The following is a 24812-nucleotide window of genomic DNA, read 5'->3' on the forward strand; positions in this document are numbered from 1 at the left end:
GGCAGGCTCAGGCCAGCGTGCCAACCCGTTCTTCGAGCAAAGACAGATCGAGGTTGTCGCGAAGGGCGTCGGCCAGCCGATCGAGATCTTTCTGCCAGCGTTCCTGCAAATCCTCGCCCGGATCCGCTTTCCACCCCAACCACTCCTCCAGCACCGAGTGGCGGTATTCAGCCTGATCGAACAGCCCATGCACATATGTGCCCATCACCCGACCGTCTGCCGACCGGGCAATAAAGGGATAGAGCATCGGATCCTGCGGACTCTCGCCGTGGCGGATCTCATAGCCGGAAAAATCCAGCTCACTCGGCCACCGAGCTCGCCCGGCGATGGTGCGGACCATCTTCTCCGGCTTGAGCTCGGCTTCCACCGGCAGCCAGCCTAGCCCTGGGGTCTCCACCGGCCCCTCGATTCCAAGGGGATCGAGGATGCGCTCGCCGAGCATTTGCAGCCCCCCGCACAGTCCGAGCACGCGGCCGCCGTAGCGCACATGGCGTTCCAGAGCCTCAACCCAGCCGCGTTGGCGGAGCCATGACAAATCGGCAGCCACTGCTTTGGACCCGGGCAGCACCACCAGGTCGAGCCCGGTAAGAGAGCCGGGATCAACCAACCAGCAAAAGTCAATTCTCGGATCGGCGGCAATCGGATCCAGATCAGCGGTGTTGCTGGCCCGGGGATAGTGGATGCCTCCTACCCGCAGCTCAGCGGGACCACCTTCCTGCTGCCTTCTGCCGCGACCCTCTCGAAACGAATACGGCGCGTCTTCTTCGGGCAACGCCAGATCGAAGATGTAGGGCACGAAACCCAGCAGCGGTCGCTGGACCCGCTTTTCCAGCCATTCGCAGGCATCCCCGAGCAGTGACGGATCTCCTCGGAAACGATTGACAACCAGAGCCTCCACCAGTCGACGATCCGGCTCATCGAGCGCGTCCACTGTGCCGAGCAGGGAAGCGAACACGCCTCCTCGGTCGATATCGCCCATCAGCCATACCGGCACATTCGCGGGCTGGGCGAAGCCCATGTTGGCAATGTCGCCTTGCCTCAAGTTGGGCTCTGCCGGCGAACCCGCTCCTTCGATCAGTACGAATTCGTATGCCTGGCCCAATCGGTGGAAGGCGGCCAGCACTTCGGGCAACAGTCCTTCCCGGTCTTGGCGGAATCGATTGGCCAGCAGCGTTCCCCGGACCTGTCCTGAGACCACGAGTTGGGCCCTACGATCGCCTTCGGGCTTGAGCAATACCGGATTCATATCGACCGTAGGCTCCAATCCGCATGCGAACGCTTGCAGCGCCTGGGCCCTTCCGATTTCGCCCCCAGAGGGGCAAGCGGCCGAAGCGTTGCTCATGTTTTGCGGCTTGAACGGGGCGACACTGACCCCGGAGCGGGCCAGCAGACGACACAACCCCGCAACCATCAGGGACTTGCCGATGCCCGAAGCCGTCCCCTGGATCATCAGCGCATTGGTCATGGCGTCGGAGATGGCGACTCCCGGAGAGCGGCGGCCTCGGCGCGCCCCTCTTCGGAGCGGATTTCCTGGCGCAGCGGGATCTGCCGGTCCAAAGCTGTGGCCAACTCGGGATTGAACAGGCGGGCCATCATCTCAACAAGCCCTGCGCTTACCCCGTCCACCGCCTAGATGGCGCGGGTCTTGCCCTCCCAGTAGGGATCCCGCAAGCGGCGTTTGTATAACTTGCCGTTGGGGTCGCGGGGCATCTCGTCGGTGAAGTCGATGGAGCGGGGCCACTTCTGCTTGGCGATCTTATCCCTGAGGAACGCCATGATGGCTCCCCTGGTGTCGTCGTCGGGGGCCACCCCGGAGGCGGGTTCGATCACCGCTTTGATCTCCTCGCCGGTGTCCTCGTTGGGTATGCCGAATACCGCGGCGTCGCCTACCAGCGGGCTCTGGAGCAGCGCCCCCTCGATCTCGGCAGGGTAGATGTTCATCCCGCCCACGATGATCATGTCGTTGGAGCGGTCGTTGAGGAACAGATAGCCGTCCTCGTTGAAGTAGCCCACGTCGCCCACGGTGAAGAACTCGGTGCCCAAGCGGGCCTTGTCGGTCTTCTCCTTGTCCTTGTAGTACTCGAAGGTGGCTCCGTCGGGCATCTTCATGTAGATGGTCCCGCTGGCGTCGGGGGGCAAGCGGTTTCCGTCCTCGTCCACCACGATGACCTCCGACCCCGGCCAGGGGCGGCCCACCGTTCCGGGATACTGGCGCCACTCGTCGGGCGGGATGTAGGTGCCGCCGCCCTCAGTGGCCGCGTAGTACTCCCAGATGCAGTCGCCCCACCAGTCGAGCATCTTCTGCTTGGTTTCCACCGGACAGGGGGCGGCGGCATGGATCATGCGCCGCAACGACGACACGTCGTAGCGCTCCTTCACCTCATCGGGGAGTTGGAGCAGGCGGTGGAACATGGTGGGGACCATGTGGCTCTGGGTGACCTTGTAGCGGTCGATGCGCTCCAGCGCCCCCTCGGCGGTCCAGCGGCCCATGAGCACCGCGGGATGCCCCATGTGCAGCGAGGTGGTGGTCCAGATGTTGACCGCGGTGTGGTAGAGCGGGGCCTGGGTGATGTGGACATTGTCGGCGTGGGGCATGATGCCCAGCAGCATGAACAGTCCGCCGGAGCCCGCCGCGGCCTCGTCGGGGTGGACGCCGGGCAAGGCCCGCCGCACGCCTTTGGGCCGACCGGTGGTGCCTGAGGTGTAGAACATGAATGAGCCGGTGGTGAGGTCGTCGGGCCTGCTGGACGGCTGGGGGTCGATCAGCTCAGACAGCGGGCGGAAGCCGTCGATGCTGCCCACCGAGAACCGGTTGGCGGCAGGCACATCGCTTTCCACCAACACCCTGGTGGCCTGTTCGGCAAAGTCTTCATGGACGATGAACGCCTTGGTCTCGCTGTCGTTGACGATGTAGGCGATCTCCGGGCCGGCTAGGTGCCAGTTCACGGTGGTGAGGTAGAAGCCCCCCTGGTAGGCGGCCAAGGAGACCGCCGTTTGCTCGATGCCGTTGGGCAGCACGGTGGTCACCTGATCGCCTACCCCCAGACCGGCAGCCCGCAGTCCGTACACGATGCGGTTGGTCAGCTCGGCCAGTTCCCGGTAGGTGATCTCGTTGTAGGCGGGGTCCACCACCGCGAGGCGCTCGGGATCGGCCTCGGCGATCTTCCAGAGTCCCAGCACGTCGGTCTCAGCCATTTGCTCTCCCTTTTGCAGCCAACTTCGTCATGACAGCATCAGCCATGTCCATTTGTCCTCCCGTCGGCGTGCGCGCTTGGAGGATGGTAGGCGCAGCCTGATCAATCGCCGAAACCGTGCCTACATGCCGGTGAAGTCGGGAGGGCGCTTCTCCATGAAGGCGGCGATGGCCTCGACGTTGGCTGGCGCTCCCATCAAGCGGGAGAAGGCGGCGTTCTCCCGCTCTCGGGCGGCGGCCACTCCGTCATGCCAGCCGTGAGTTATGAGCACCTTCGACTCCATCAGCGACGACACCGGCAGTGCGGCCAGTTTCTGGGCGTGGGCCATCGTCGTGTCCATTAGCTCTTCGGGAGGGCACACTTTCCACACCAGGCCCATGTCCTCGGCCTCCTCGGCGCTGACCCACTCCGCGCTGAGCAGGGTCCACATGGCCTGCTGGCGGCCCAGCAACAGCGGGAAGGTGTAGCTGCTGGCGGCCTCGGGGGCGACGCCCAGGCTGGAGAATGGGCACCGCAGCCGGGCTTCCGACGACATGAAGGCCAGATCGGCAAAGCCCAGCATGGTGGCCCCCACTCCGAGGGCCAGTCCGTTCACCGCGACGATGAACGGCTTGGGAAAGGAGTCCATCTGGTCGATCAGCCCGGGAAACCCGTGGACGCCGGGCTCGACGCCAGCTCCGCCGGGATTGCGGGCCCCCATCTCCACCAAGTCGGTGCCGGCGCAGAACGCCCGTCCGGCCCCTGTCAACACCACAACGGCCACATCGGGGTCGGCGGCCGCATCGATCAGGGCTTGAGCAGTGGCGTCGTACAGGGCCTCGCTAAACGCGTTCAGGGCGTCGGGACGGTTGAGGGTGAGCAGCCGCACCCGGCCTTGGTCTTCGATTTCAAGCATTGACTTCCTTCTACAGCGGATTCCAGCGGGGTTCGCGGCTGTCGCGGAAGGCCTGCGACGCCTCGGACATATTCCCGGTGAACGTGCCCAACACCTGGGTGCGGTTCTCCAGTTCCATGGCATGGCGCAGGCTGGGGGTGTCGGGGGTGGCGTTGGCGCCAAGTTTGGTCATCCATACCCCGTACTCGTTGTTGGCTGCGATCAGCCGGGCCGCTTCGAGGGTTTCGTGCATGTCGGTGATGAGCTCAGGGCTCAAGGCGTTGAGCCGCTCAGGGCGGGACATCGTGATCTGGGTGATGCCCGGTTCGAGCGAATCGACCGCGACGGTGGATGCATCAGTCACGGGGCTCACACTAGAACTCGGTCGCGACGCAACCAGAGTTGCGTTCTGCTGTGCTCGCGATACAGTCTCTTTCGTGGGGGCAAAATGCCTGGTAGCAGCATTGGTACAAGCGGGAATCCCTTGAACAGGGCAAGAATTATAAGCAACGGGCACGCCCAGATTGCGGATTTCCCTGTGAACCAGTTGTGGACAGAGCAGATCATATCTATAGTGCCGGTTCTGGCATGACTTTGGGCATTGCAGTAGGGGCCTATCTCGTCGTGCATTTGCTCGGCGTCTACTTGCTGCGCGCGTCCGGGGTGGCTCAAGACCTGTTCGGCCGATTCCGCAACGTTCCAGACCTGCCCGAGCCCAAGCAATTGTCCGAATTCACCGCCTTCGTGGAGACCCACTCCTTCTGGGACACCGAGGAAGACGAAGCCCTCGAGGCCTTCGACGAGTTCGAACTTCAAGCCGTCTTCTGGAACGAGAGGCGCCGCCGCAGCGCCTGAATCCCCCCGCCCTCGCGGCAGGTTCAGTTCGACTTGGCGTGAAGGCCGCCGTCTACCAGCACCACGGCGCCGTTGATGAATGAGGCGGCGGGCAGCACCAGCGACAAGGTGACTTGGGCCACCTCCTCGGGGTCGCCGTAGCGTCGGGCCGGCACTCGGCGTCGGGCGTACTTCTGCTTGGCCTCCTCGGGGATGTCGCCGGTCATGGCGGTGCGGATCGGTCCGGGGCAGATCGCATTGGCAGTCACTCCGAATTGGCCTAACTCAACGGCCAGCGCCCGCGTGAGCCCTACCACCCCGTGCTTGCTCACCGTGTAGGGCGAGGTGTTGGGAGTGGCCATCACCCCCTCCGTGGAAGCCACGTTGACGATGCGCCCATCGCCGTTGCGCTTCAGGTCGTCCAGGCAGGCCCGCACCAAGCGCATCTGCGCGGTGAGGTTCACTTCCAAGGCGGCAGCCCACACATCCTCATAGTTGGCTGCTTCCACCGGGGCACCCGCGGCCACTCCCGCGTTGTTGATCAAGATGTCCACCGGGCCCAGTTCGGCCCGCACCTGCTCCACGACCGGTTCCACCACGGCGGGATCAGCCAGGTCGCACACCACCGCCAGCGCCGTGCCTCCGGCGTCGACGATGGCGGCCACCGTCTCCTCCACCCCGGTGCGATTGACGTCCAGCGCAGCCACCTTGGCCCCCTCGTCGGCCAACAGCCACGCAGTGGCCCGGCCCATGCCTGAGGCCGCGCCGGATACTACCGCCACTCGCCCGGCCACCGACCGGTCCAACTTGGTGAGGCGAGTCATCAATCCCGGTGGGCGCGCTCGTGGTCGATGAGCCAGGTCTTGACCTCAGGGCGGCCTCCGAACTCCCCCACCGACCCGTCGCTTCGCACCACCCGGTGACAGGGCACGATGAGGGGAATGGGGTTGGTGGACATGGCCGTTCCCACGGCGCGGGCCGCGCCCGGCGAACCGGCCATATGGGCCAACTCCCCATACGACACCGTGGTGCCGTACTCCACCGTCATCAGCGCATCTTGCACCTGGCGATAGAACCCATGGCTCAGGCGCCAGTCCAAGGCCACCTCGAACCAGCGGCGGCTCCCGTCGAAATACTCGCGGAGCTGGGTGATGGGTTCGACCAGCCAGTCGGAGTCGCCTTGGCCCATCGAGCAGGGCAGATCGGCGAGTTCAGCCATCATGTCATCTCTGGTTTCCATGTAGCCGAATCCGATCCTCACCAACCCCTGGGAAGTTGCCGCCAATTGCAGCGTTCCGATGGGCGTGTCCACGGAACCCAGGGCCACGCCGAGTCCATCGGCCTCAGGGGAAACAGGGTCGGAGCGGGAAAGCAGCGCAGTTTGAGACATGGCACTGACCGTAGCGGAATACCAGACTGAGGCGGTGGAGTCCTCGAGCGCCGATATACCGGGAGTCGACGTCGCGCCGGTTACTGCCTGGCTCGACGACAACATCGCCGACAGCGAACCCCCGTTCACCTTCGATCTGATCGCGGCAGGCGGATCGAATCTCACCTTCCGGCTGGCTGATTCTGAAGGCCAACAGTGGGCGCTGCGGCGGCCACCGGTGGGATCGGCGCTGACCACCGCCCACGACATGGGGCGGGAATGGCGCATCATGGCCGCGCTAGGCGAGGCCAGCGACGTTCCGGTGCCCGAGATGGTGGCCTTCTGCCACGACCACTCCGTGAATGGGGCCGACTTCTATGTGATGAGCTTTGTGGAGGGGCTGATCTTGCGCGACCAGGAATCCGCAGCCGCCATGACCTCCGAGCAGGCCGAGATCGCCACCCAGAGCCTGCTCGATGTTCAGATCGCCTTTCACACCCTCGACCTAGACGCCGTCGGATTGGGCGACCTGGGCCGCCGGGAAGACTACGTGGGCCGCCAGTTGAAGCGATGGCGCCGCCAAGTGGAGGCCGCCGGGGTGCGGGAAGTGCCCCTGCTTATCGAGCTGCACGAGCGGTTGAGCGCGGCCAAGCCACCCGAGAAGGCGCCCGCCGCCCTGGCCCACGGCGACTACCGCTTCGACAACACCGTGCTCAACGACCAGTGGAAGATCGCCGCGGTTCTGGACTGGGAACTCTGCACCACCGGCAACCCCATCGCCGACTTCGCCTGGTCGCTCCAGTACTGGGCCGACCCCGACGACGAGATGAGCTTCCTCACCGACCCACCCACTCTTCAAGACTGCTTTGTGCGCCGACAAGAAGTGGCCGACCGCTATGCCGCCCAATCGGGCTTCGACCTTTCCGACCTCCCCTACTACGCCGTGTTCAGCTGGTGGAAGCAGGCCTGCATTGTGGAGGGGGCATACGCCCGCCGCCTGAAGGGCATGAGCGGGGGCATGGCCACCACCGGCGACGTCCACGACATCGCCCGCCGAGTGGACGCCATGCTGGACCACGCCGCCGACATGGCCGTTGGAGTGCTGTAGATCGCTGAGCTCAGGCCGCGGCGGCTACCAGAGCAGTGAGCAACACCAGGGTAAGCACCGACATGGGCACCCCCAACCGCAGGTAGTCGGTGAAGCGATAGCGGCCCGGACCGTAGACCATGGTGTTGGTCTGGTAGCCGATAGGGGTCAGAAACGACGCCGAGGCGGCCACCGCCACCCCCAATGCCAAGGTGCGGGGATCCAAACCGGATTGAGCGGCCGCCTCCAATGCCACCGGGAACACCAGAGCCACCGCAGCCACGTTGGTGATCATCTCGGTGAGCAGCATGGTGGCAATCACGATGCCCAGCACCACTCCGGCATCGCCCAGGAAGTCGAAGCCGGTGACGATGCCGTCGGCCAGGTCCTCAGCCAACCCCGCTTCGTCGAGCGCCGCTCCCAAGCCGAATGCCGCTCCGATGGTGATGAGCACACTGAAGTCAACCGCTTCTCGGGCCTCTCGGGGAGTGAGCACTCCGCCGACAACCACTGCACCAGCCGCGATCAATGCCGCTTCCAACACGCTCAGCACCCCGGCGGCGGGCAGCACGACCAGGGCAACTACCGCGGCCAGCGCCACCGGCGCCCGACGACTGACCCGGGGCGGCGAACCACCCAGCCGAGACACCAACAGGAAGTCGTTGTGATTGCGCCACCGTTCGTCGAAACCATCGGCCGCCAGCACCAGCAAGGTGTCGCCGATACGCAACCGAACCTGGCCGAACTTGGCCTCCACCGGAGCACCGGAACGGTGGATGCCCACCACCGCGGCCTGGTAGCGGCCCCGGAATCCGGCCTCGGCCAGCGACCGTCCGCTGAGGGGTGAAGCCGCCCCCACTACGGCCTCGAAGAACGTGTGGTCGTCGGAGTCCACCGCCTCCAGATGGGGATCTTCAGCCGAGATCAGCCCGGACATAGCCTGGAGGTCGACTACCAGGTCGACCCGACCGGCGAACGTGAGCCGGTCGCCGCCTCGGAGCACGAAAGTGGGGGCCACCGGGGCGATAACCGTGCCCTGCCGCTCCACTTCAACCAGGAACACCCCTTGAAGATGGCGCAAACCTCCGGCCTCCACCGACTGCCCGTCAAATGCCCCCTGATCCACCACCTCCATCGACACCAGATAGGAGCGACCTTCCCCAGCAGATTCGGGGTCGCGCCGTTCGGGCAGCAGCCAGGGGCCGGCAACAACGATCAAAGCCAGTCCGGCCCCGGCCAGCGGCAAACCGAAACGGGCCAGCTCGAACATCTCCAACTCGTCTTGGCCCACTGATTGCAAAAGGCCGCCCAATACCAGATTGGTGCTGGTGCCGATGGCGGTGATCGCCCCGCCCAAGATGGTGGCGTACGACAACGGGATCAGATACCGGGAGGCGGCTCGGCCGTAGCGCTCGGTCCAGCCCCGCACTGCGGGCACCAGCATGGCCACGATGGGGGTGTTGGCCAAGAAGGCCGAGGCGGCACTGGCCGGGGTCAGAAGCCGGAGCAGCGACACCCTGGTTCGAGACCCCCGGTCCAGCATTCTGGCCACCATGGGCTGCAAGGCATTGGTTTTGGTCACGGCGCCGGCCACCACGTACAACGCGCCGATGGTGATGGGGGCGGGGTTGGCGAAACCGCGGAAGGCCTGGTCGGCGTCAATCACCCGCAGCAGAAACAGTCCGCCGGTGGCACCCAGTACCCCAGCGGCGGGCGAGAGCCGGTTGCTGATGAGCCCGGCACCCATAACCGCCAACACCGCAATGGTGAGCACCGCATCGCCATCCATTCAGGGAAATGCTACGGCCTCGGCACGGAAACAGGACTTTGGCCACCATCCCTGGTTCCGATGACTCAGCCGACGGGTAATTGCGATATGAAATGTCTCGTGGCTTCAAACTTGATCCAACCCCACGGTGGCGAGCTGACCGACCTGATGGTCGACGACGCCACCGCTGAAGATCTCAAGGCAGCGTCGCGCGACCTCCCTTCGTTCACCCTCCAGCCTCGCCACCTGTGCGATCTCGAGCTGCTGCTCAACGGAGGCTTCTCCCCCCTGCGGGGTTTCATGGGCCAAGCCGACTACGAGCGGGTGTGCTCCGAAATGCGGCTGGCCGACGAGACGCTGTGGCCCATGCCCATCACCTTGGACGTGGACGGCGATACCGCCGAGGCGGCCCAGGCTGCCGGCCAGCTGGCCCTGCGAGACGTGGAAGGGGTCATGTTGGCGGTGCTCACCGTGGGCGACGTGTGGGAACCCGACACCGCGGCCGAGGCCGAGTCGGTTTTCGACAGCTTGGATTCCGACCACCCCGGCGTGGGCCACCTGGTTCACAACACGTCCCGGTTCTACCTGGGCGGGTCGGTGCAGGGCCTGCAACTCCCAGTCCACTACGACTTCACCGAGCTGCGGCGCACCCCAGCCGAGCTGCGGGCCGCGTTCGATGCGGCGGGCTGGAGCCGGGTGGTGGCCTTCCAAACCCGCAACCCGATGCACCGGGCCCACGTGGAGCTCACCCGACGAGCCGCAGTGGAGGCCGACGCCAATCTACTCATCCATCCTGTGGTGGGAATGACCAAGCCCGGTGATGTGGACCACTACACCCGGGGCCGCGTGTACCAACACATCATCAAGCGCTACCCGGAGAATTCCGCCATGCTGGCCATGCTGCCGCTGGCCATGCGCATGGGCGGCCCCCGGGAGGCGGTGTGGCACGCCATCATCCGCAAGAACCACGGCGTTTCCCACTTCATCGTCGGCCGGGACCACGCCGGACCGGGCTCCGACGCGTCGGGCAACCCCTTCTACGGCCCCTACGACGCCCAGGACATGTTGCAGGACTACACCGACGAGCTGGGCGTGACCATGGTGCCGTTCAAGATGATGGTGTACGTCCCCGACAGCGACAGCTACCACCCGGTGGACGAAGTGGACGAGGGTACGGCCACCCTCAGCATCAGCGGCACCGAGCTGCGGGACCGCCTGGCATCGGGCGACGAGATTCCCGAGTGGTTCAGCTATCCCGAAGTGGTGGCTGAGTTGCGCCGTACCCATCCTCAGAAGTCCAAGCAAGGCTTCACCGTGTTCTTCACCGGCCTCAGCGGTTCGGGCAAATCCACCATCGCCAACGCGCTCATGTCCAAGCTGTTGGAGCGGGGCGGACGGCCAGTGACCCTGCTGGACGGCGATGTGGTGCGCACCAACCTGTCGTCGGAACTGGGCTTCTCCAAGGAGCACCGCGACATCAACATCACCCGAATCGGTTATGTGGCCTCGGAGATCACCAAGCACGGCGGCATCGCCATTTGCGCGCCGATCGCCCCCTATGCCGGACCCCGGTACAAGAACCGGGAGGCCATCTCAGCCAACGGCGGCTACGTGCTGGTGTATGTGTCCACCCCGCTGGAGGTGTGCGAGGAGCGGGACCGCAAAGGGCTGTACGCCAAGGCCCGGGCCGGAATCATCAAGGAGTTCACCGGCATCTCCGACCCTTACGAGGAACCGGCCGACGCCGACGTCGTTCTGCCCACCGTGGACCAGACGCCTGATGAAGCAGCCCAAATCATCATCGACCACCTGGTGGCCGAGGGGTACCTCGAATAGATCGGTTGTCGAGGCGCTTCTCCCCGACAATCTGATTGGATAGCCGCTGAGATGTCCCGCTCCGATGATCTGGACCGCATTGCCGAGGCGCTATCGGCAGCCGACGAAGTGCTGAAGCGGTTCACGCCCGGAGAGATCGCATCGGAGTTGAAAGACGGCGGCGACCCGCTGACCGCGGCCGACACCGCGGTGAACGATGTGCTGGCCAAGGTTCTGCGGGGGGGCGACGAGGGCTGGCTGTCTGAGGAGACCACCGATGCCGGAGGGCGCCTTGACCGGCGCCGGGTATGGGTAGTGGACCCCATCGACGGGACCCGCGAGTTCATCGACGGCATCCCCGAGTGGTGCGTCTCCGTAGGGCTGGTGGAAGACGGCGTGCCGGTGGCCGGAGGCGTGCTGAGCCCGCCCAACGGGAACCTCATCATCGGGTCGGACGACACCGGCGTGATGTGCAACGGCCAGCCTGCGGGCACCACAGACACCACCGACATTCGGGGCGCGCTGGTGCTGGCCTCCCGCAGCGAGGTGAAGCGGGGCGAGTGGGAGCGCTTCTTCTCCACGCCGATCGCGGTGCGAAACATGGGCTCGGTGGCCTACAAGCTCAGCCTGGTGGGCGCCGGATTGGCCGACGCCACCTGGACGCTGGTGCCCAAGAACGAGTGGGACGTGGCCGGCGGGGCTGCGCTGGTGAGAGCAGGCGGCGGACGGGTGTTCGGAACCGACGGCGCCGATGTGGTGTTCAACCGGGCCGACCCGCTGATGGAGGGCTTCATCGCCGTTGCCCCCGGCCTGTGCGACCAGGTCATGGACCTGCTCGAGATAACGCCGAGGCCGTGAACGACCACCAACTCGCCGCTCACTTGGCTTGGAAAGCGGGTGAGCTGCTGGTTGAGTTGCGGGCCGAGCTGAGCGCTCAGCGGTTGTCTCCATTCGCCGTCGGGGCCCGAGGCGATGCTCTGGCCCACGACTACATCGCCAAAGCCCTCCTCCAGCACCGTCCCGACGATTTGGTGCTGTCGGAGGAGTCGGTGGACAACCGCCGTCGCCTAGAGCACAGCCGGGTATGGATCGTGGACCCGCTGGACGGGACCCGGGAGTTCTCCATCCCGGGCCGCACCGACTGGGCCGTCCACGTGGCCTTGGTGGCCGACGACAAGCCCATCGCCGGGGCGGTGGCGCTGCCCGCCCAGGGGATCACCCTGGCCACTGATCCCGCTCCCCCCACACCAGTGGCCGCGGCCAGCCCTCGGGTCATCACCAGCCGGAGTCGGCCCGGTCGCCTGGCCCGTCGCATCGCCGACGACCTCGGGGGCACCATCGTGCAAATGGGCTCGGCCGGAGCCAAGGCCGCCGCGGTGGTCTGCGGCGAAGCCGAGGTGTACGCGCATGCCTCGGGACTGCACGAGTGGGACCTGTGCGCTCCGGCGGCAGTGGCGGCGGCCGCCGGCCTGCATGTGTCCCGTCTCAACGGCGACGAGCTGAGCTTCAACCAGTCGGACACCTATATGTCCGACTTCGTCATCTGCCATCCCGACTTCGCCGCCGCCGTAGTGGCCAAATGACCCCCGCCCCCTCGTCCCCGTAGATTTGAACCACTGTGCGGCTGGTGATTGCTCGATGAAGCCCTCCGAGGCTGCTTCCGCAGACGGGATGACCCTGTGAGACTGGTAGTTGCCAGGTGTTCGGTGGACTACGACGGCCGGTTGGCCGCGCACTTGCCCGAAGCGGTGCGGCTCATCATGATCAAGGCTGACGGCTGTGTGGCCATCCACGCCGACGGGGGCGCCTACAAACCGCTGAATTGGATGAACGCCCCCAACCGGCTGTCGGAGGAAGACGGCGTGTGGACGGTGGTCAACCCGTCGGGCGAGAAGTTGACCATCACCATTCACGAGCTGATCTCCGACACCGACCACGATCTGGGCCACGACCCCGGCTTGGACAAAGACGGCGTGGAGGCCCACCTCCAGGAACTGCTGGCCGCGTCGCCCGACGTGCTGGGAGACGGATTCCGTCTGGTGCGGCGGGAATACCCCACCGACATCGGCCCGGTGGATTTGCTGTGCCGCGACGCCGACGGGAACGCCATCGCGGTGGAGATAAAGCGGCGGGGGGAGATTGCCGGGGTGGAGCAGCTCACCCGCTACCTCCAATTCTTGAACCAAGATCCGACCCTGGCCCCGGTGCAGGGCATGCTTGCCGCCCAGGTCGTCCGCCCCCAAGCCCGAGCCCTGGGGGCCGACCGGGGCATCGAATGCGTGGAGATCGACTACGACCTGCTCCGGGGCATCGAGCCCGACCAGGCCAAGCTGTTTTAGCTCCCGCCATGCCTGCTGAACCCGACCGGCGGGAAGCTCCCACTACGATCCCCTAATCCCCATGGATCGCCAACCGCCACTCAAACTGCGCCGGCCTCCCCGCCCGCTTTGGATGTGGGTCCTCATGTTCGTTCCGGTGCTGATCCTGGTGGTTTGGCTGTTGATCTGGCTGATCGACTACTCCGGCAGCGGCAACAGGACTCCCCGGGGCTTGAAGATCGAGAGCCCAATCATCTCCGACAGCGGCATCGACATCGGCGGATTGAGCGAGGACGACGTGACCGCGGTGGTTGTCGACCTGGCCGAGCGCTTCCAGCAGACCCCGGTGGAGATCGCAACGCCCAGCCAAGCCATCACCGTGACTGCCGCTGACACCGGGCTGGAGGTGGACGTAGAGGGCACTGTGGACGCGATCATGGAATTGGACAGTGGGACGGGCAATCCCATCGGCTGGACGGCCTCGTTCTTCGAGAGCTCGCGGTTAGAGCTGTTGCTCACTTTGTCGGCCGAAGAAAGCAAGATCGCCCGCCTAGAGGCCGAACTGCACCGCGCCCCGGCCGATCCGCACATAGTGCTGGAAAACGGCATATTCCAGGTGGCCCCCGGCGTGCCCGGCGAGGTTGCCGATCTATCGCCAGCGCTCCCCCAACTGCTGGAAGCAGCTGTCCGGGGCGACGACCCCCTGAGGATCGAGGCCGAAGTGAGCCTGATCCCCCCCGAGCGGGGCGAAGAGGTGATGCTCCAAACGGTGGACTGGGTCAATCAGCGCACTGCCCAGGGGATCCTGGTGACCGTGCAGGAGGTCACCAAGCGTGTGCAGCCGGCCCAGCTCCGCTCCTGGCTCACGCTCCATTCCGAGAACGACCAGTGGTCCTACGGAATCGACCAGCAGCGGATCAAAGGGGATCTGGCCGAGCTCTTCATCGAGGTTGCCACCGTGGCATCCGAACCGATCCTCACCATTCAAGATGATGTGCCGGTGCTGGTGAGCGAAGTCCCGGCCTACATCTGCTGCCAGCTGAGCGCGTCTCAAGAGGTGCTGGCCGCCCTGAACACCGCCCAGCCCGCGGTGGAATTGGAGCTGCGGGAGTCCGATGAGATCAACGACCAGAGCTGGCTGGAGGAACGGGGGATCGTGGAGCTGACCGGGCGGTTCACCACCCACTACACGCCGGGCCAGGATCGGGTCTCCAACATCCACCGCATCGCCGAGTTGATCCAGGGGGCAGTGGTGTATCCGGGTGAGATTTTCTCGGTCAACGAATACGTGGGCGAGCGCACCGAGGAGAAGGGGTTCGTGGATGCCGGGGTGATCTACGACGGGGTGTACACCGATGACGTGGGGGGAGGCATCTCCCAATTCATCACCACCTTGTTCACCGCCACCTTCAACGCCGGAATGGAGTTTCCCGAATACCAGGCCCACAGCATCGACATCGCCCGCTACCGCGATGGTGTGGACGCCACCATCTCCTGGCCCAAGCCCGACTTCAAGTTCCGAAACCCCAACCCCTATGCGGTGCTGCTGTGGCCCACCGTGACCAGCGGCAGCGTCACCGTGAGCGTTTACTCCACCGCCTATACCGAGGTGGAGTGGACCAACCGCTATGACACCCCGCGGGGGCACTGCACCCGGCGCACCACTGAGCGCAGCCGGACCTACTCCGACGGCACGGTTTTGCGCGACTCGGTCTCCGCGCTCTACCAGCCCCGAGAGGGCATCAACTGCCAAGGAGTGTGTACGTCTTCGGTGCTGCCGATGGACGCGGACGGCGATGGCGTGGTGGAGCTGGACGAAGCGGGGCTGCCCGAGGAGTGCATCGACCCCGAAGATTGCACCGGAACCCATGCCCCCGCTGACGTGAACGAGGACAATCGGGCCGATCTCTGCACTATTGCCCCGCCTGAGGAAGAGGTAGAGCCCGGGGAGGCTGTTCCTCCCGAGGAAAAGGGGGAACCCGGAGAGACACCCGCTCAAGATCCCGACGCCCAACCCGGGCAATCGCAGGCCTTAGATCCCCAGCAAGCGGCGGGCCAGGCCGCGTGAGCCCGTCAGATCGATGAACGACGACTGGGACGCGGCCGTCATCGGAGCCGGGCCAGCCGGGTGCGCGGCGGGCATCACTTTGGCTCGGGCCGGAAAGCGGGTGGTGATGGTGGACAAGGCCCGCTTCCCCCGTCCCAAAGCGTGCGGCGACGGACTCACTGCCGGCGCCCTGAGGATCCTGGAAGGCCTAGGGCTGGACCCGGCCCCCATCTCCACGTGGATGCCAGTGGAGGACGTCTACATCCGATCGCCCTCAGGCCGCACTGTCGAGTTTCCACTTCCCCGATCGGGCGGTCAATTCGCCGCGGTTGTCCCCCGGGCCGAGTTGGACAACGCCCTGGTGGAGAAGGCCAAGGCCGAGGGCGTTGATTTGGCGGAGGGCGCCGCCTGCCAGGGGCTTTCCGAGGATGACGGCCGAGTGACCCTGGAATTGGAGGGCACAGGGACGATGACCGCTGGCTACGCCATTGCTGCTGATGGGATGTGGTCGCCCACCCGCAAGTTCCTGGGGCTGGCCCACGACGGATACCGGGGCGACTGGCATGCGTTCCGCCAGTACTGGTCGGGGGTGGACACTCAGGCCAGCCGGGCATTGTGGGTGTGGTTTGAGGAGGAGATCCTGCCTGGCTATGTCTGGTCGTTTCCCCTGCCCGACGGCCGGGCCAACGTGGGGTTCGGCGTGCGCCGGGACGGCCCGGTGGCGGTGGGCGATATGGGCAAGCTGTGGCGAGACCTGCTGGAGCGAGACCACATCCGAGCCGTGCTGGGCGATGGCGCCGCCCCTGAGACGTCTCACCGGGCCTGGCCCATTCCCGCCCGTATAGACAAGATCTCCCTGACTGCCCGTCGAACCATGTTCACCGGCGACGCCGCGGCAGCCACCGACCCGATGAGCGGCGAGGGCATCGCCCAGGCCCTGATCACCGGTATTGGTGCGGCCAACGCCGTGCTCACCGGCGGCGGTGACGCCAACCTGGTGATGGCCCACTACCGCCGTTTTGTGCGCCAAGAGCTGTTCGCCGACCATCGCATGGCCCGCCGTCTGGGCCGGGTTTTGGCCACCCGCCCCGGGGCCCGGGGAGCGGTGCGCATCGCCGGGCTCACCCCTTGGACCCGGCGAAACTTCGCCCGCTGGCTCTTCGAAGACTACCCCCGGTCCATCATCACCACCCCCCGCCGCTGGCGCCACAAACCCCTCACCACCCCCGGCGCTTACCGCTAGCGCACTCAATAGCCGTAACCTTCCGGTCATGGCATTGAGTTTTGACAACAGGGTTGCGATCGTCACGGGAGCCGGCGGCGGGCTGGGGCGACTGTACGCCCTGGAGCTGGCCCGGCGGGGGGCCCGGTTGGTGATCAACGACTTGGGCGGGGCCGCTGATGGCACCGGGGCCAGCGAGGGCCCGGCCCAGTTGGTGGCCAACGAGATCAATGACGGCGGCGGCGAGGCGATGGCCGACACCAACTCGGTGGCCACCTCCGAGGGCGGGGCCGCCATTACTGCCACCGCGATGGAAGCGTTCGGGCGGGTGGACATTGTGATCAACAACGCCGGAATCCTGCGGGACAAGACCTTCCACAAGCTGGAGGACGATCAGCTCCACCCGGTACTGGCCGTCCATCTTCGGGGGGCGTTCAACGTCACCCGGCCGGCTTTCGTCCAGATGCGCGAGCAGGGCTATGGCCGCATCGTCTGCGCCACATCCAACGCAGGAGTGCTGGGCAACTTTGGCCAGTCCAACTACAGCGCGGCCAAGATGGGCCTTGTCGGGCTCACCAACACGCTGGCTCTGGAGGGGGCCAAGTACAACATCAAGGCCAACTGCATCGCGCCGGTGGCCACCACCCGCATGACCGAGGCCATACTCGGCGAGGAGGTCAAAGAGACCATGAATCCTGAGCTGGTCACTCCGGTGGTGTGCTTTCTGGCCCATGAGGACTGTCCGGTCTCGGGCGAGGTGTACTCCGCGGCCGGCGGCACGGTGGCCCGTTTCTTCATCGGCCGGACCCCCGGCTACTACAACCCCGATCTCACCGTGGAGGACGTGGCTGAGAATTTCGATCAGATTCGCGACGAGTCCGGCTACAAGGTTCTGAACGACGCCAACCACGAGGTGGGCGTGGCCTACAAGATGATCCGTGCTGCCCCGGAATGACCGCTGACATGGCCGAACACCCCGATGACGCTTCTGACGCGGCCGACTTGCTAAAGGACCTCGACGACGAGGACATCCAGGACGTGGCGTTCTTCGGCGAAGCGCCCGGCTACGAGGCGCTAGACGAGGAGGGGTTCGAAGACGAAACCCCCGAAGGCACGTCGGCGGCTGTGGAGGCATTCGACGAGGCCGCCGAGCAGCTTTTCAACCGTCTCCGGGGCCATCCGATGGCCGACCGGGTGTTCTACACCGCCTCAGAACTGGGCAACTTCAGCATCCTGTGGCACGCCCTGGCCTGGGCTGGTGCGACCTCCAAGCGGGGTCGGCGCCGAGCCCTGCGGGTGTCTGTAGCTTTGGCGGTGGAGTCAGCGCTGGTCAACGGACCGATAAAATCAGCCTTCAACCGCTCCCGGCCGCTGGCTGAGCGCGACCATCCGCACCGGCTGCGCCAGCCGCTCACCAGCAGCTTTCCGAGCGGCCATGCCAGCGCCGCGGTGGTAGCCGCCGCGCTCTTGGCCGAGTCCCGACGCCGCCGCTGGCCGTTCTGGGCGGCCGCCTCAGTGGTGGCGGCCAGCAGGGTCCATGTGCGCATCCACCACGCTTCCGACGTGGTGGTCGGCGCCCTGGTGGGCGCAGTGATCGCCCGGCTGTTCAAGAAGATCTGGCCGCTTCGCTAGTGGTCCGTCTGCAAATTGGTCAGGGCGTCCTGCTAGCCATCGACGCCCCTCGCGGCGTTGCTCCTCCTTGCCGTACGCTCCGGGTATGGCTGCGTCGGTGCGCCTTGCGAGGAACGCCGATGCCGTCGCAATCCGCGCCAGCCAATTCACAGACGGACCACTAATGGACCATGGCCGATCACAACACCGTCAGCGTCTACGAGGACCGGGCGGCCGAATGGCGGGCTGAGCGCCAGCCCAAGTCCACTTCAGCGGTCGAAGCTTTCGCCGCCCTAGATCGCCCTGACGGAATCACCGCCGATCTGGGCTGCGGCCCCGGCTGGCACACCGCCGCGCTGGCTGGCCCCGCCCTGCCCAGCCCCGCGCTGGCCATCGACGCGGCCCGGTCCATGCTGGAGATGGTTCCCGAACACGCCCCCGATGCCCTGCGCTGCCGGGCTGATCTGGCCGCGCTGCCCTTGGCCACCGGGTCGCTGGCCGGGGCGTGGGCATCGCGCAGCTACGTACACCTCGACCGCCGCCATGTACCGCTGGCGCTGGCCGACCTGCACCGAGCTCTGGCTGTTGGCGCGCCGGTGGAACTTCACATCTTCGAGGGGGATGCCGATTTCGAGCCGTTCTCCGACGACGACTTCCCCGGCCGCCGCTTCTCCCAGTGGCCCGAAGAGTGGATTGCGCCCCTCATGGAGGGCGCCGGGTTCGAGCTCGACGCCCTGAAGCGGTTGGACCGGCCCCCCAAGGTTGCCACCCTCATCGTCAAAGGTCGCCGGGCCCGCACGCTGCCCGACACCGTGGGCCCAGAAATGCGGCTATTGATTTGCGGCCTGAACCCCAGCGTGTATGCGGCCAACGCCGGCGCGGGATTCGCCCGACCGGGCAACCGGTTCTGGCCCGCGGTGCTGGCCGCCGGCTTGGTGAGTGCCGACCGCGACCCCCGGCGGGCGCTGATCGACCACGGGGTGGGCATGACCGATCTAGTCAAGCGGGCCACCCCCCGGGCCGATGAGCTCACCGCCGACGAGTACCGCCGGGGCCTCGACCGGCTGAAGTGGCTAGCGGAGTGGCTCAGTCCCTCGGCGGTGTGCTTCGTGGGGCTGGCCGGCTGGCGGGCCGCCGTGGACCGAAAGGCAAAGGCCGGGCCGCAACCTCAAGGGTTGGCCGGTCGACCGGTCTATGTCATGCCCTCCACCAGCGGGGCAGCCGCCGGCTATCAGATGGCCGACTACGTCAGCCACCTCCAGCGGGCCGCGGCGCTAGCGACCTGACTGCCTCCCAAGGGTCGATCCCGCCCAAAGGCATCAACATGAGCGATGAGGTGGTGACGCCGTTATCGAAGTATCGGTCGATGTGCTTGCGGCACTCCTCGGGGGTGCCGTTCACAATCAGGTCGTCCACCACCTGCTCGGGAATGGCCTCCAGCGATCCGGCCCGGTCGCCGGCCGCCCACCGCTCCCAGTGCTCGGCCAGCAGCTCGCCACGCCCTAGCCACTGGTGGAACGCCCGGTAGACGGGCACATTGAGGTAGCCGGCCACCGCCCGCCGCCCCTGGGCGATAACCGTCTCCCGGTCGGGGTTCGGGCACACGAAGATGCGGGCCACGATCTCCTTGTCGGGACCCTGGGCATTGACGATCTCGCTCACCCGGGCGGTGTCGTCGGCCGACAGCCAGTTGATGATGGCCCCGTCGGCCTCTTTGCCGGCCAGCGTCAGCATCTGGGATCGCAGCGCCGCCACCAAGATCGGCGGCGGCTCGGGTGGGACCATTCCCAGCCGAAAGCCCTGAACCGAGAAGGTGTCGTAGTCGCCGCTCACCTTCTCGCCGGCCAGGGCGGGCTTCAAAAAGCGCACCAAGTCGCGCACCCGCTGGTAGGGGGCGTCGAACGGAATGGAGTTCCACCGTTCCACGATCACGTCCGAGGAGCTACCCACCCCCAGCAAGAACCGCCCCGGCGCCAGCGACGCCAGCGTCGCCGCCGACTGGGCCACGAGGGCCGGACCCCGGGTATAGGCCGGGACGATAGCGGTGCCCAAGCGCAGCGTCGGCGCCCACTGCGAGGCCAGCACCAGCGGGGTGAAAGCGTCGTGGGAGTTGGACTCCGACGACCACACGTCGGTGTAGCCCAATTCGACCAGCTCAGCCATCTGAGCGGCCTGCTGGTCGATGGGGCCGAACAGGGGAACCGTCATCCCGTCGCGTCGTGAAACCATGCGGCAACTCTATGGCTCCTGAGTGACGAGTCTTGGAGTTCTGCTTGATAAAGTTCCCAACCGTGAGTGAAGAGGTCGAAGCAGGGAAAATTGGGGCCACCGCCGGCGAGTCCGATGTCCTCGACCCCAACTGGGTGGGCGACCAGATCATCGACACGCTCGACCCGGTCTACTTCGCCCGCACCCTGGTGAACGCGGGCATGAAGGCCGCGGCCAATCCGGTGGGGGTGGGTACCGCCCTCCTCAAGGCGGCCGCCGGAGCGATGAAGGTGGGAGCGGCCACCATGGCCAAGGCGGCCAACACCGCCGACCCCGAGGCCCCTGCGCCCATTCAGCCCCGACCCAAGGACCACCGCTGGACCTCCACAGCCTGGCAGGACAATCCATATTTCTTCGGTCTCCAGCAGACCTATCTGCTGACCAGGAACTTGGCCGACGACCTCATCGACGCGGCCAACCTGGATGAAGCCGAGGACCGCAAAGCGAAATTCGCCGCCTCATTCGCCTTCGACGCCCTGGCCCCCACCAACATGCTGCTCACCAACCCCGATGCCCTGGCCAAGGCCGCGGCCACCGGCGGGGCCAGCGTGGTCAAGGGCGCGGCCAACATGCTCCACGACCTGCGCCACAACGATGGGTGGCCGTCCAAGGTGGACGATTCGGGGTTCGAGCCGGGTCTGAACATGGCCCTGACTCCTGGCAAGGTGGTGTACCGCAGCGACCTGATCGAGGTCATGCAGTACGAGCCGCAGACCGAACAGGTCTACAAGATCCCGATGCTGTTCTGCCCGCCGTGGATCAACAAGTACTACATCATGGACTTGGCCCCGCAGAAGAGCCTGATCGAATGGGCGGTGCAGCACGGCCACACCTGCTTCACCATCAGCTATCGCAACCCCGACGGGTCGATGCGCGACACCAGCTTCGAGGACTATCTGCGCCAGGGACCCCTCGACGCCCTGCGGGTGGTGCAGGAGATAACCGGGCAGACGCAGGTGAACACCGTCAACGTGTGTCTGGGGGGCACGCTCAGCGCCATCGCCATGGCCCACGGAGCGGCCACCGGCGACCAGCCGATCCACACCGCCACGTTCTTGAACACTTTGACCGACTTCTCCGATCCCGGCGTGCTGGGAGCGTTCACCGACGAGCCCACCGTGGCCGGGCTCGAGCGCAAGATGGCCGACCAGGGATATCTGGAGGCCAGCGAGATGGCCCGCACCTTCGACGCCATCCGGGCCAACGACCTGATCTTCCAGTACGTGGTGAACAACTGGCTGTTGGGCGAGGACCCGCCGGCGTTCGACCTGCTGGCCTGGAACAACGACAGCACCCGGATGCCGGCCCGCATGCACAGCAGCTACCTGCGCCGCTGCTACCTCCACAATGAGTTCGCCAACGACACTTTCGAGGTCGACGGCACCTCTCTGCGCCCCGCCGACATCAAACAGGACGCCTACGTGCTGTCGGCCATCGACGACCACATCGTGCCGTGGACGGCGGCCTACCGAACCGCAACCCTGCTAGGGGGCCACAACCGATTCGTGCTCAGCACCTCCGGCCACATCGCCGGCATCGTCAACCCGCCCAGCCCCAAGGCCCGCCACTGGACCAACGACAAGATCCCAGAGTCGCCCGAGGGGTGGTTGGAAGGCGCCGAACAGCACCAGGAAACGTGGTGGGAGGACTGGGCCGAATGGATCGGCGAACGGGCTGGCGACAAGGTCGATGCCCCCAAGCAGCTCGGCAGCGAGGCCTACACGCCGATGGAGGACGCCCCGGGCCTCTATGTGAAAATGCGCTCCGATGACGCATTCTCAGACTGATCGAATTTCTCCGAAAAAAGTCTCTATTGAATTGCCAATCAAGCTCCTGCTAAGTAAAGTATGCAACATGACCGACGTCAAAGAAATCACCGAAGCCGTGCAAGAACAGGTTCTGAGCGCCCTCAAGATGGGCCAGACCGCCATCGTCGAAGGTGTCCGCACCCTCACCGATACGGTCGGCAGCATCACACCCGAGAGCTTGAAGCTTGATTCCGTGCCCGGCCTTGACTCCCTTCCCGATCCCAAGGAGCTGATGAACGTCAGCTTCGGGTTCGCCCAGGAACTGCTCAACACCCAGAAGGAGTTCGCCCAGAACTTGCTGGCCGCAGCCACCGCCAACGGCGCAGCTCCGGCCCAGCCAGTTTCCAAGAAGAGCTGATTCCCCCCTCAGCTCTTTCCTGCAAACGGGGCCGGTCGCTGACCGGCCCCGTTTTATTTTTCTATCGCTTGCGTACTATCCTAAACACCCACGTAGGGGTCACCGGATTCGGTGGACGGGAGGGAAGCCATGACTACGGGTGCCGACTCCTCCGGCGCACAGCCGCCGCAGGATTTTGAGTCGTCGCTGGAGCCGATCAACAGAATCGGAGTGATCGGCGGGGGCACCATGGGTTCGGGCATCGCCGAAGTCTGTGCCCGGGTCGGCTTGGACACCCTGGTTGTCGAGGTGGACAAGGGGGCCATCGACGCCGCCCGCATGAAAATTGAGCAGTCGATGGAAAAGGCGGTGGCCCGAGAAAAGATGCCCGCCGCCACCCGAGAGTTGGCCTTGGACTCGCTCAGCTTCAGCACCGACTTGGGCGATCTGGCCGACCGAGACCTGGCCATTGAGGCCGTCATCGAGTCGCTGGAGGAGAAACTCTCGGTATTCCGGGCCATGGACAAGGTGATGGCCCCCAACGCCATCTTGGCCACCAACACCTCGTCGATTCCCGTTATTACCTTGGGCTCCATCACCAGCCGGTCGGACATGGTGCTGGGCATGCACTTCTTCAATCCTGCCCCGGTGCAGCCCTTGGTGGAGTTGGTGCGCTCGCTGGGCACCTCCTTGGAGACCATCGACCGGGTCGACCGCTTCGCAGTGGAAGTACTGGACAAGCGGGTAATCCGCTGCCGCGACCGGGCCGGGTTCGTGGTGAACCGTCTGCTGGTCCCCTACCTGCTCGAGGCCATACGAATGTTCGACCAGGGCAAGGTGAGCGCGGCCGACATCGACAGCGGAATGATGTACGGCTGCGGCCACCCCATGGGCCCGCTGTCGCTGTGCGACCTCATCGGGCTGGACACCATCGAGGCGGTGGCCGACGTGCTCTACGAGGAGTTCAAGGGCTCCCACAACGCCCCGCCCCCGCTGTTGCGGCGCATGGTGGCCGCCGGACATCTGGGGCGCAAGACCGGCAAGGGCTTCTACGAGTACGAGAGCTAGGACTGGATCATGGACCAAGCCGCCGTTGAGGCATTCGGGAACTATCTGCGCAGCCAGCGCAAACTGGCCCAACTCACTCTGCGGGAGCTGTCTGATCTGGCCGAGGTGTCCAACCCCTACCTCAGCCAACTGGAAAGGGGTCTGCACCAACCATCGGTGCGGGTGATCAAGTCGCTGGCCACTGCACTCAACCTGTCGGCTGAGACCCTGTTGGCCCAAGCCGCCGGCATCAACGCCGCCAACGGCGAGAATCCCGAGGGCATCTCCGATACTGAAACCACCATTCGGGCCGACGCCAACCTCTCTGATGGGCAGAAGGCTGCCCTGTTGGAGGTGTACCGGAGCATGAGGGGCAGCAGTCAAGACTCGTAGGGTCTTTCCCCACATCAGAGCAGCTTTCCGAAGACTTCCTCCCCTTCCCGGCCCAAACTGTCACTCCCATCGGGATACTGGAAGCATGAAGCAACAGCTCACCCTCTTGGAGGCACCACCAGAATGGCGGATCGATGAGCGAACCAAGGAAATCGGGCGTCGAGGTCTGGCCCAAGCCCGAGCCGCCTTGCAGCGCCACTCCCCAGCCGTCCAACCCGCATCTTCCCCCTCCGACGACGTTCCCCGCGCCGCGTGAGGTCGCCAGCCGCGGTCAGCGGCCTGCTGGTTGGCGGGCTCTTCTTGCTGGTTGGTTGCTCGGGAAGTTCAACCAGCCAGCCCGGTGACTCGCCCGAATTGGCCGCAGCGATGGTCGGCGCCGCCGCGACGGTGATGCAGGTGGTCGACGGCGACACAGTAGTGGTGCAGGTAGCAGGCCGGACCGAGCGAGTGCGACTGATCGGCATCGACACCCCCGAGACAATCGGGGGATTTCTGCCCGCCGAGTGCTATGGCGACGAGGCCACCGTATTCACAAAATCGCTTCTGCCGGAAGGAACCGAGGTGCGGCTGACCCGCGACGCCGAAGCCCGCGACCGCTACGACCGCCTGCTGGCCTATGTGCATCGCTCCGGCGATGGCCTGTTCGTCAATCTCGAAATCGCCGCCAACGGATATGCCGAAGCCCTGGTCATCGAGCCGAACACCACCCACGCCGATGCCTTCTACGCCGCTGCGGCCAACGCCCGCGACCAGGGGCTTGGCCTGTGGAGCAAGTGCGGCAGCGCAGACGTGGTGCTTGAGTAAGCCGCTTTGCGTTCGA

The 24812-nt window shown here is 65.7% G+C and carries 25 protein-coding genes and 1 pseudogene; 17 read left to right on the forward strand and 9 right to left on the reverse strand.

Annotation, left to right across the window (positions count from 1 at the left end; genetic code table 11):
* Positions 1–7 precede the first annotated feature (7 nt).
* From OXG30_13020 to OXG30_13040, 5 genes and pseudogenes are all read right to left on the reverse strand, one after another.
* The gene (locus OXG30_13020; GenBank protein ID MCY4135814.1) at positions 8–1465 is read right to left on the reverse strand and encodes a cobyric acid synthase; all 1458 of its coding nucleotides are present in this window, start codon (positions 1463–1465) and stop codon (positions 8–10) included.
* On the reverse strand, positions 1462–1626 hold the full coding sequence (locus OXG30_13025; GenBank protein ID MCY4135815.1) for a hypothetical protein: 165 nt from the start codon (positions 1624–1626) through the stop codon (positions 1462–1464). The genes OXG30_13020 and OXG30_13025 overlap by 4 nt, the downstream gene beginning before the upstream one ends.
* A gap of 3 nt (positions 1627–1629) precedes the next feature.
* Positions 1630–3195 (reverse strand): acyl-CoA synthetase, encoded by a 1566-nt coding sequence (locus OXG30_13030; protein ID MCY4135816.1) that lies wholly within the window; start codon positions 3193–3195, stop codon positions 1630–1632.
* 120 nt (positions 3196–3315) lie between these two features.
* Positions 3316–4089 (reverse strand): enoyl-CoA hydratase-related protein, encoded by a 774-nt coding sequence (locus tag OXG30_13035; protein MCY4135817.1) that lies wholly within the window; start codon positions 4087–4089, stop codon positions 3316–3318.
* A gap of 10 nt (positions 4090–4099) precedes the next feature.
* Positions 4100–4300, reverse strand: a pseudogene (locus OXG30_13040) (enoyl-CoA hydratase/isomerase family protein).
* 356 nt (positions 4301–4656) lie between these two features.
* On the opposite strand from OXG30_13040, the gene OXG30_13045 reads away from it, so the two are divergent.
* Complete coding sequence (locus OXG30_13045; protein MCY4135818.1) at positions 4657–4923, forward strand: hypothetical protein; 267 nt, start codon at positions 4657–4659, stop codon at positions 4921–4923.
* Positions 4924–4946: 23 nt separating this feature from the next.
* Here OXG30_13045 and OXG30_13050 read toward each other — a convergent pair whose 3' ends face one another.
* The gene (locus OXG30_13050) at positions 4947–5726 is read right to left on the reverse strand and encodes an SDR family NAD(P)-dependent oxidoreductase (GenBank protein ID MCY4135819.1); all 780 of its coding nucleotides are present in this window, start codon (positions 5724–5726) and stop codon (positions 4947–4949) included.
* Complete coding sequence (locus OXG30_13055; GenBank protein ID MCY4135820.1) at positions 5726–6292, reverse strand: methylated-DNA--[protein]-cysteine S-methyltransferase; 567 nt, start codon at positions 6290–6292, stop codon at positions 5726–5728. The genes OXG30_13050 and OXG30_13055 overlap by 1 nt, the downstream gene beginning before the upstream one ends.
* On the opposite strand from OXG30_13055, the gene OXG30_13060 reads away from it, so the two are divergent.
* Entirely contained in the window at positions 6291–7379 is a 1089-nt protein-coding gene (locus OXG30_13060) for a phosphotransferase family protein (GenBank protein ID MCY4135821.1), read from the forward strand. The two genes, OXG30_13055 and OXG30_13060, sit on opposite strands and share 2 nt — an antisense overlap.
* A gap of 10 nt (positions 7380–7389) precedes the next feature.
* On the opposite strand, the gene OXG30_13065 is transcribed toward OXG30_13060, so the two are convergent.
* Positions 7390–9147 (reverse strand): SLC13 family permease, encoded by a 1758-nt coding sequence (locus tag OXG30_13065; protein MCY4135822.1) that lies wholly within the window; start codon positions 9145–9147, stop codon positions 7390–7392.
* Positions 9148–9234: 87 nt separating this feature from the next.
* Here OXG30_13065 and OXG30_13070 point away from each other — a divergent pair, with 87 nt between their 5' ends.
* The 9 genes from OXG30_13070 to OXG30_13110 all read left to right on the forward strand — a co-directional run bounded on the left by OXG30_13070 (position 9235) and on the right by OXG30_13110 (position 19425).
* On the forward strand, positions 9235–10962 hold the full coding sequence (locus tag OXG30_13070; protein MCY4135823.1) for a bifunctional sulfate adenylyltransferase/adenylylsulfate kinase: 1728 nt from the start codon (positions 9235–9237) through the stop codon (positions 10960–10962).
* Between the two features lie 51 nt (positions 10963–11013).
* Complete coding sequence (locus OXG30_13075) at positions 11014–11799, forward strand: 3'(2'),5'-bisphosphate nucleotidase CysQ (GenBank protein MCY4135824.1); 786 nt, start codon at positions 11014–11016, stop codon at positions 11797–11799.
* Entirely contained in the window at positions 11796–12524 is a 729-nt protein-coding gene (locus OXG30_13080; GenBank protein MCY4135825.1) for a 3'(2'),5'-bisphosphate nucleotidase CysQ, read from the forward strand. The genes OXG30_13075 and OXG30_13080 overlap by 4 nt, the downstream gene beginning before the upstream one ends.
* Before the next feature lie 96 nt (positions 12525–12620).
* Positions 12621–13280 (forward strand): endonuclease NucS, encoded by a 660-nt coding sequence (nucS, locus tag OXG30_13085; protein ID MCY4135826.1) that lies wholly within the window; start codon positions 12621–12623, stop codon positions 13278–13280.
* A gap of 61 nt (positions 13281–13341) precedes the next feature.
* On the forward strand, positions 13342–15327 hold the full coding sequence (locus OXG30_13090) for a VanW family protein (protein MCY4135827.1): 1986 nt from the start codon (positions 13342–13344) through the stop codon (positions 15325–15327).
* 13 nt (positions 15328–15340) lie between these two features.
* Positions 15341–16549 (forward strand): geranylgeranyl reductase family protein, encoded by a 1209-nt coding sequence (locus tag OXG30_13095; protein MCY4135828.1) that lies wholly within the window; start codon positions 15341–15343, stop codon positions 16547–16549.
* 28 nt (positions 16550–16577) lie between these two features.
* Positions 16578–17483 (forward strand): SDR family oxidoreductase, encoded by a 906-nt coding sequence (locus OXG30_13100; GenBank protein ID MCY4135829.1) that lies wholly within the window; start codon positions 16578–16580, stop codon positions 17481–17483.
* The gene (locus OXG30_13105; GenBank protein MCY4135830.1) at positions 17480–18160 is read left to right on the forward strand and encodes a phosphatase PAP2 family protein; all 681 of its coding nucleotides are present in this window, start codon (positions 17480–17482) and stop codon (positions 18158–18160) included. The genes OXG30_13100 and OXG30_13105 overlap by 4 nt, the downstream gene beginning before the upstream one ends.
* Positions 18161–18330: 170 nt before the next feature.
* Positions 18331–19425, forward strand: a complete 1095-nt coding sequence (locus tag OXG30_13110; protein ID MCY4135831.1) for a methyltransferase domain-containing protein — start codon at positions 18331–18333, stop codon at positions 19423–19425.
* Here OXG30_13110 and OXG30_13115 read toward each other — a convergent pair.
* Positions 19388–20368: an LLM class F420-dependent oxidoreductase gene (locus OXG30_13115; protein MCY4135832.1), complete on the reverse strand. Its 981-nt coding sequence runs from the start codon at positions 20366–20368 to the stop codon at positions 19388–19390. The two genes, OXG30_13110 and OXG30_13115, sit on opposite strands and share 38 nt — an antisense overlap.
* 62 nt (positions 20369–20430) lie before the next feature.
* Here OXG30_13115 and OXG30_13120 point away from each other — a divergent pair, with 62 nt between their 5' ends.
* The 6 genes from OXG30_13120 to OXG30_13145 all read left to right on the forward strand — a co-directional run bounded on the left by OXG30_13120 (position 20431) and on the right by OXG30_13145 (position 24796).
* Complete coding sequence (locus tag OXG30_13120) at positions 20431–22194, forward strand: alpha/beta fold hydrolase (GenBank protein MCY4135833.1); 1764 nt, start codon at positions 20431–20433, stop codon at positions 22192–22194.
* A 67-nt stretch (positions 22195–22261) separates the two neighbouring features.
* Positions 22262–22573, forward strand: coding sequence for a hypothetical protein (locus OXG30_13125; GenBank protein ID MCY4135834.1), 312 nt, complete (start codon positions 22262–22264; stop codon positions 22571–22573).
* Between the two features lie 129 nt (positions 22574–22702).
* Positions 22703–23620, forward strand: coding sequence for a 3-hydroxybutyryl-CoA dehydrogenase (locus OXG30_13130; protein MCY4135835.1), 918 nt, complete (start codon positions 22703–22705; stop codon positions 23618–23620).
* A 9-nt stretch (positions 23621–23629) separates the two neighbouring features.
* Positions 23630–23992: a helix-turn-helix transcriptional regulator gene (locus OXG30_13135; protein ID MCY4135836.1), complete on the forward strand. Its 363-nt coding sequence runs from the start codon at positions 23630–23632 to the stop codon at positions 23990–23992.
* An 85-nt stretch (positions 23993–24077) separates the two neighbouring features.
* Positions 24078–24248, forward strand: coding sequence for a hypothetical protein (locus OXG30_13140; protein ID MCY4135837.1), 171 nt, complete (start codon positions 24078–24080; stop codon positions 24246–24248).
* A complete protein-coding gene (locus OXG30_13145) occupies positions 24245–24796 on the forward strand; it encodes a thermonuclease family protein (GenBank protein ID MCY4135838.1) in 552 nt (183 codons plus the stop codon). Before OXG30_13140 ends, OXG30_13145 begins: the two co-directional genes overlap by 4 nt.
* Positions 24797–24812 lie beyond the last annotated feature (16 nt).

This window comes from bacterium (assembly GCA_026708015.1).
Lineage (GTDB): Bacteria > Actinomycetota > Acidimicrobiia > Acidimicrobiales > Bin134 > Poriferisocius.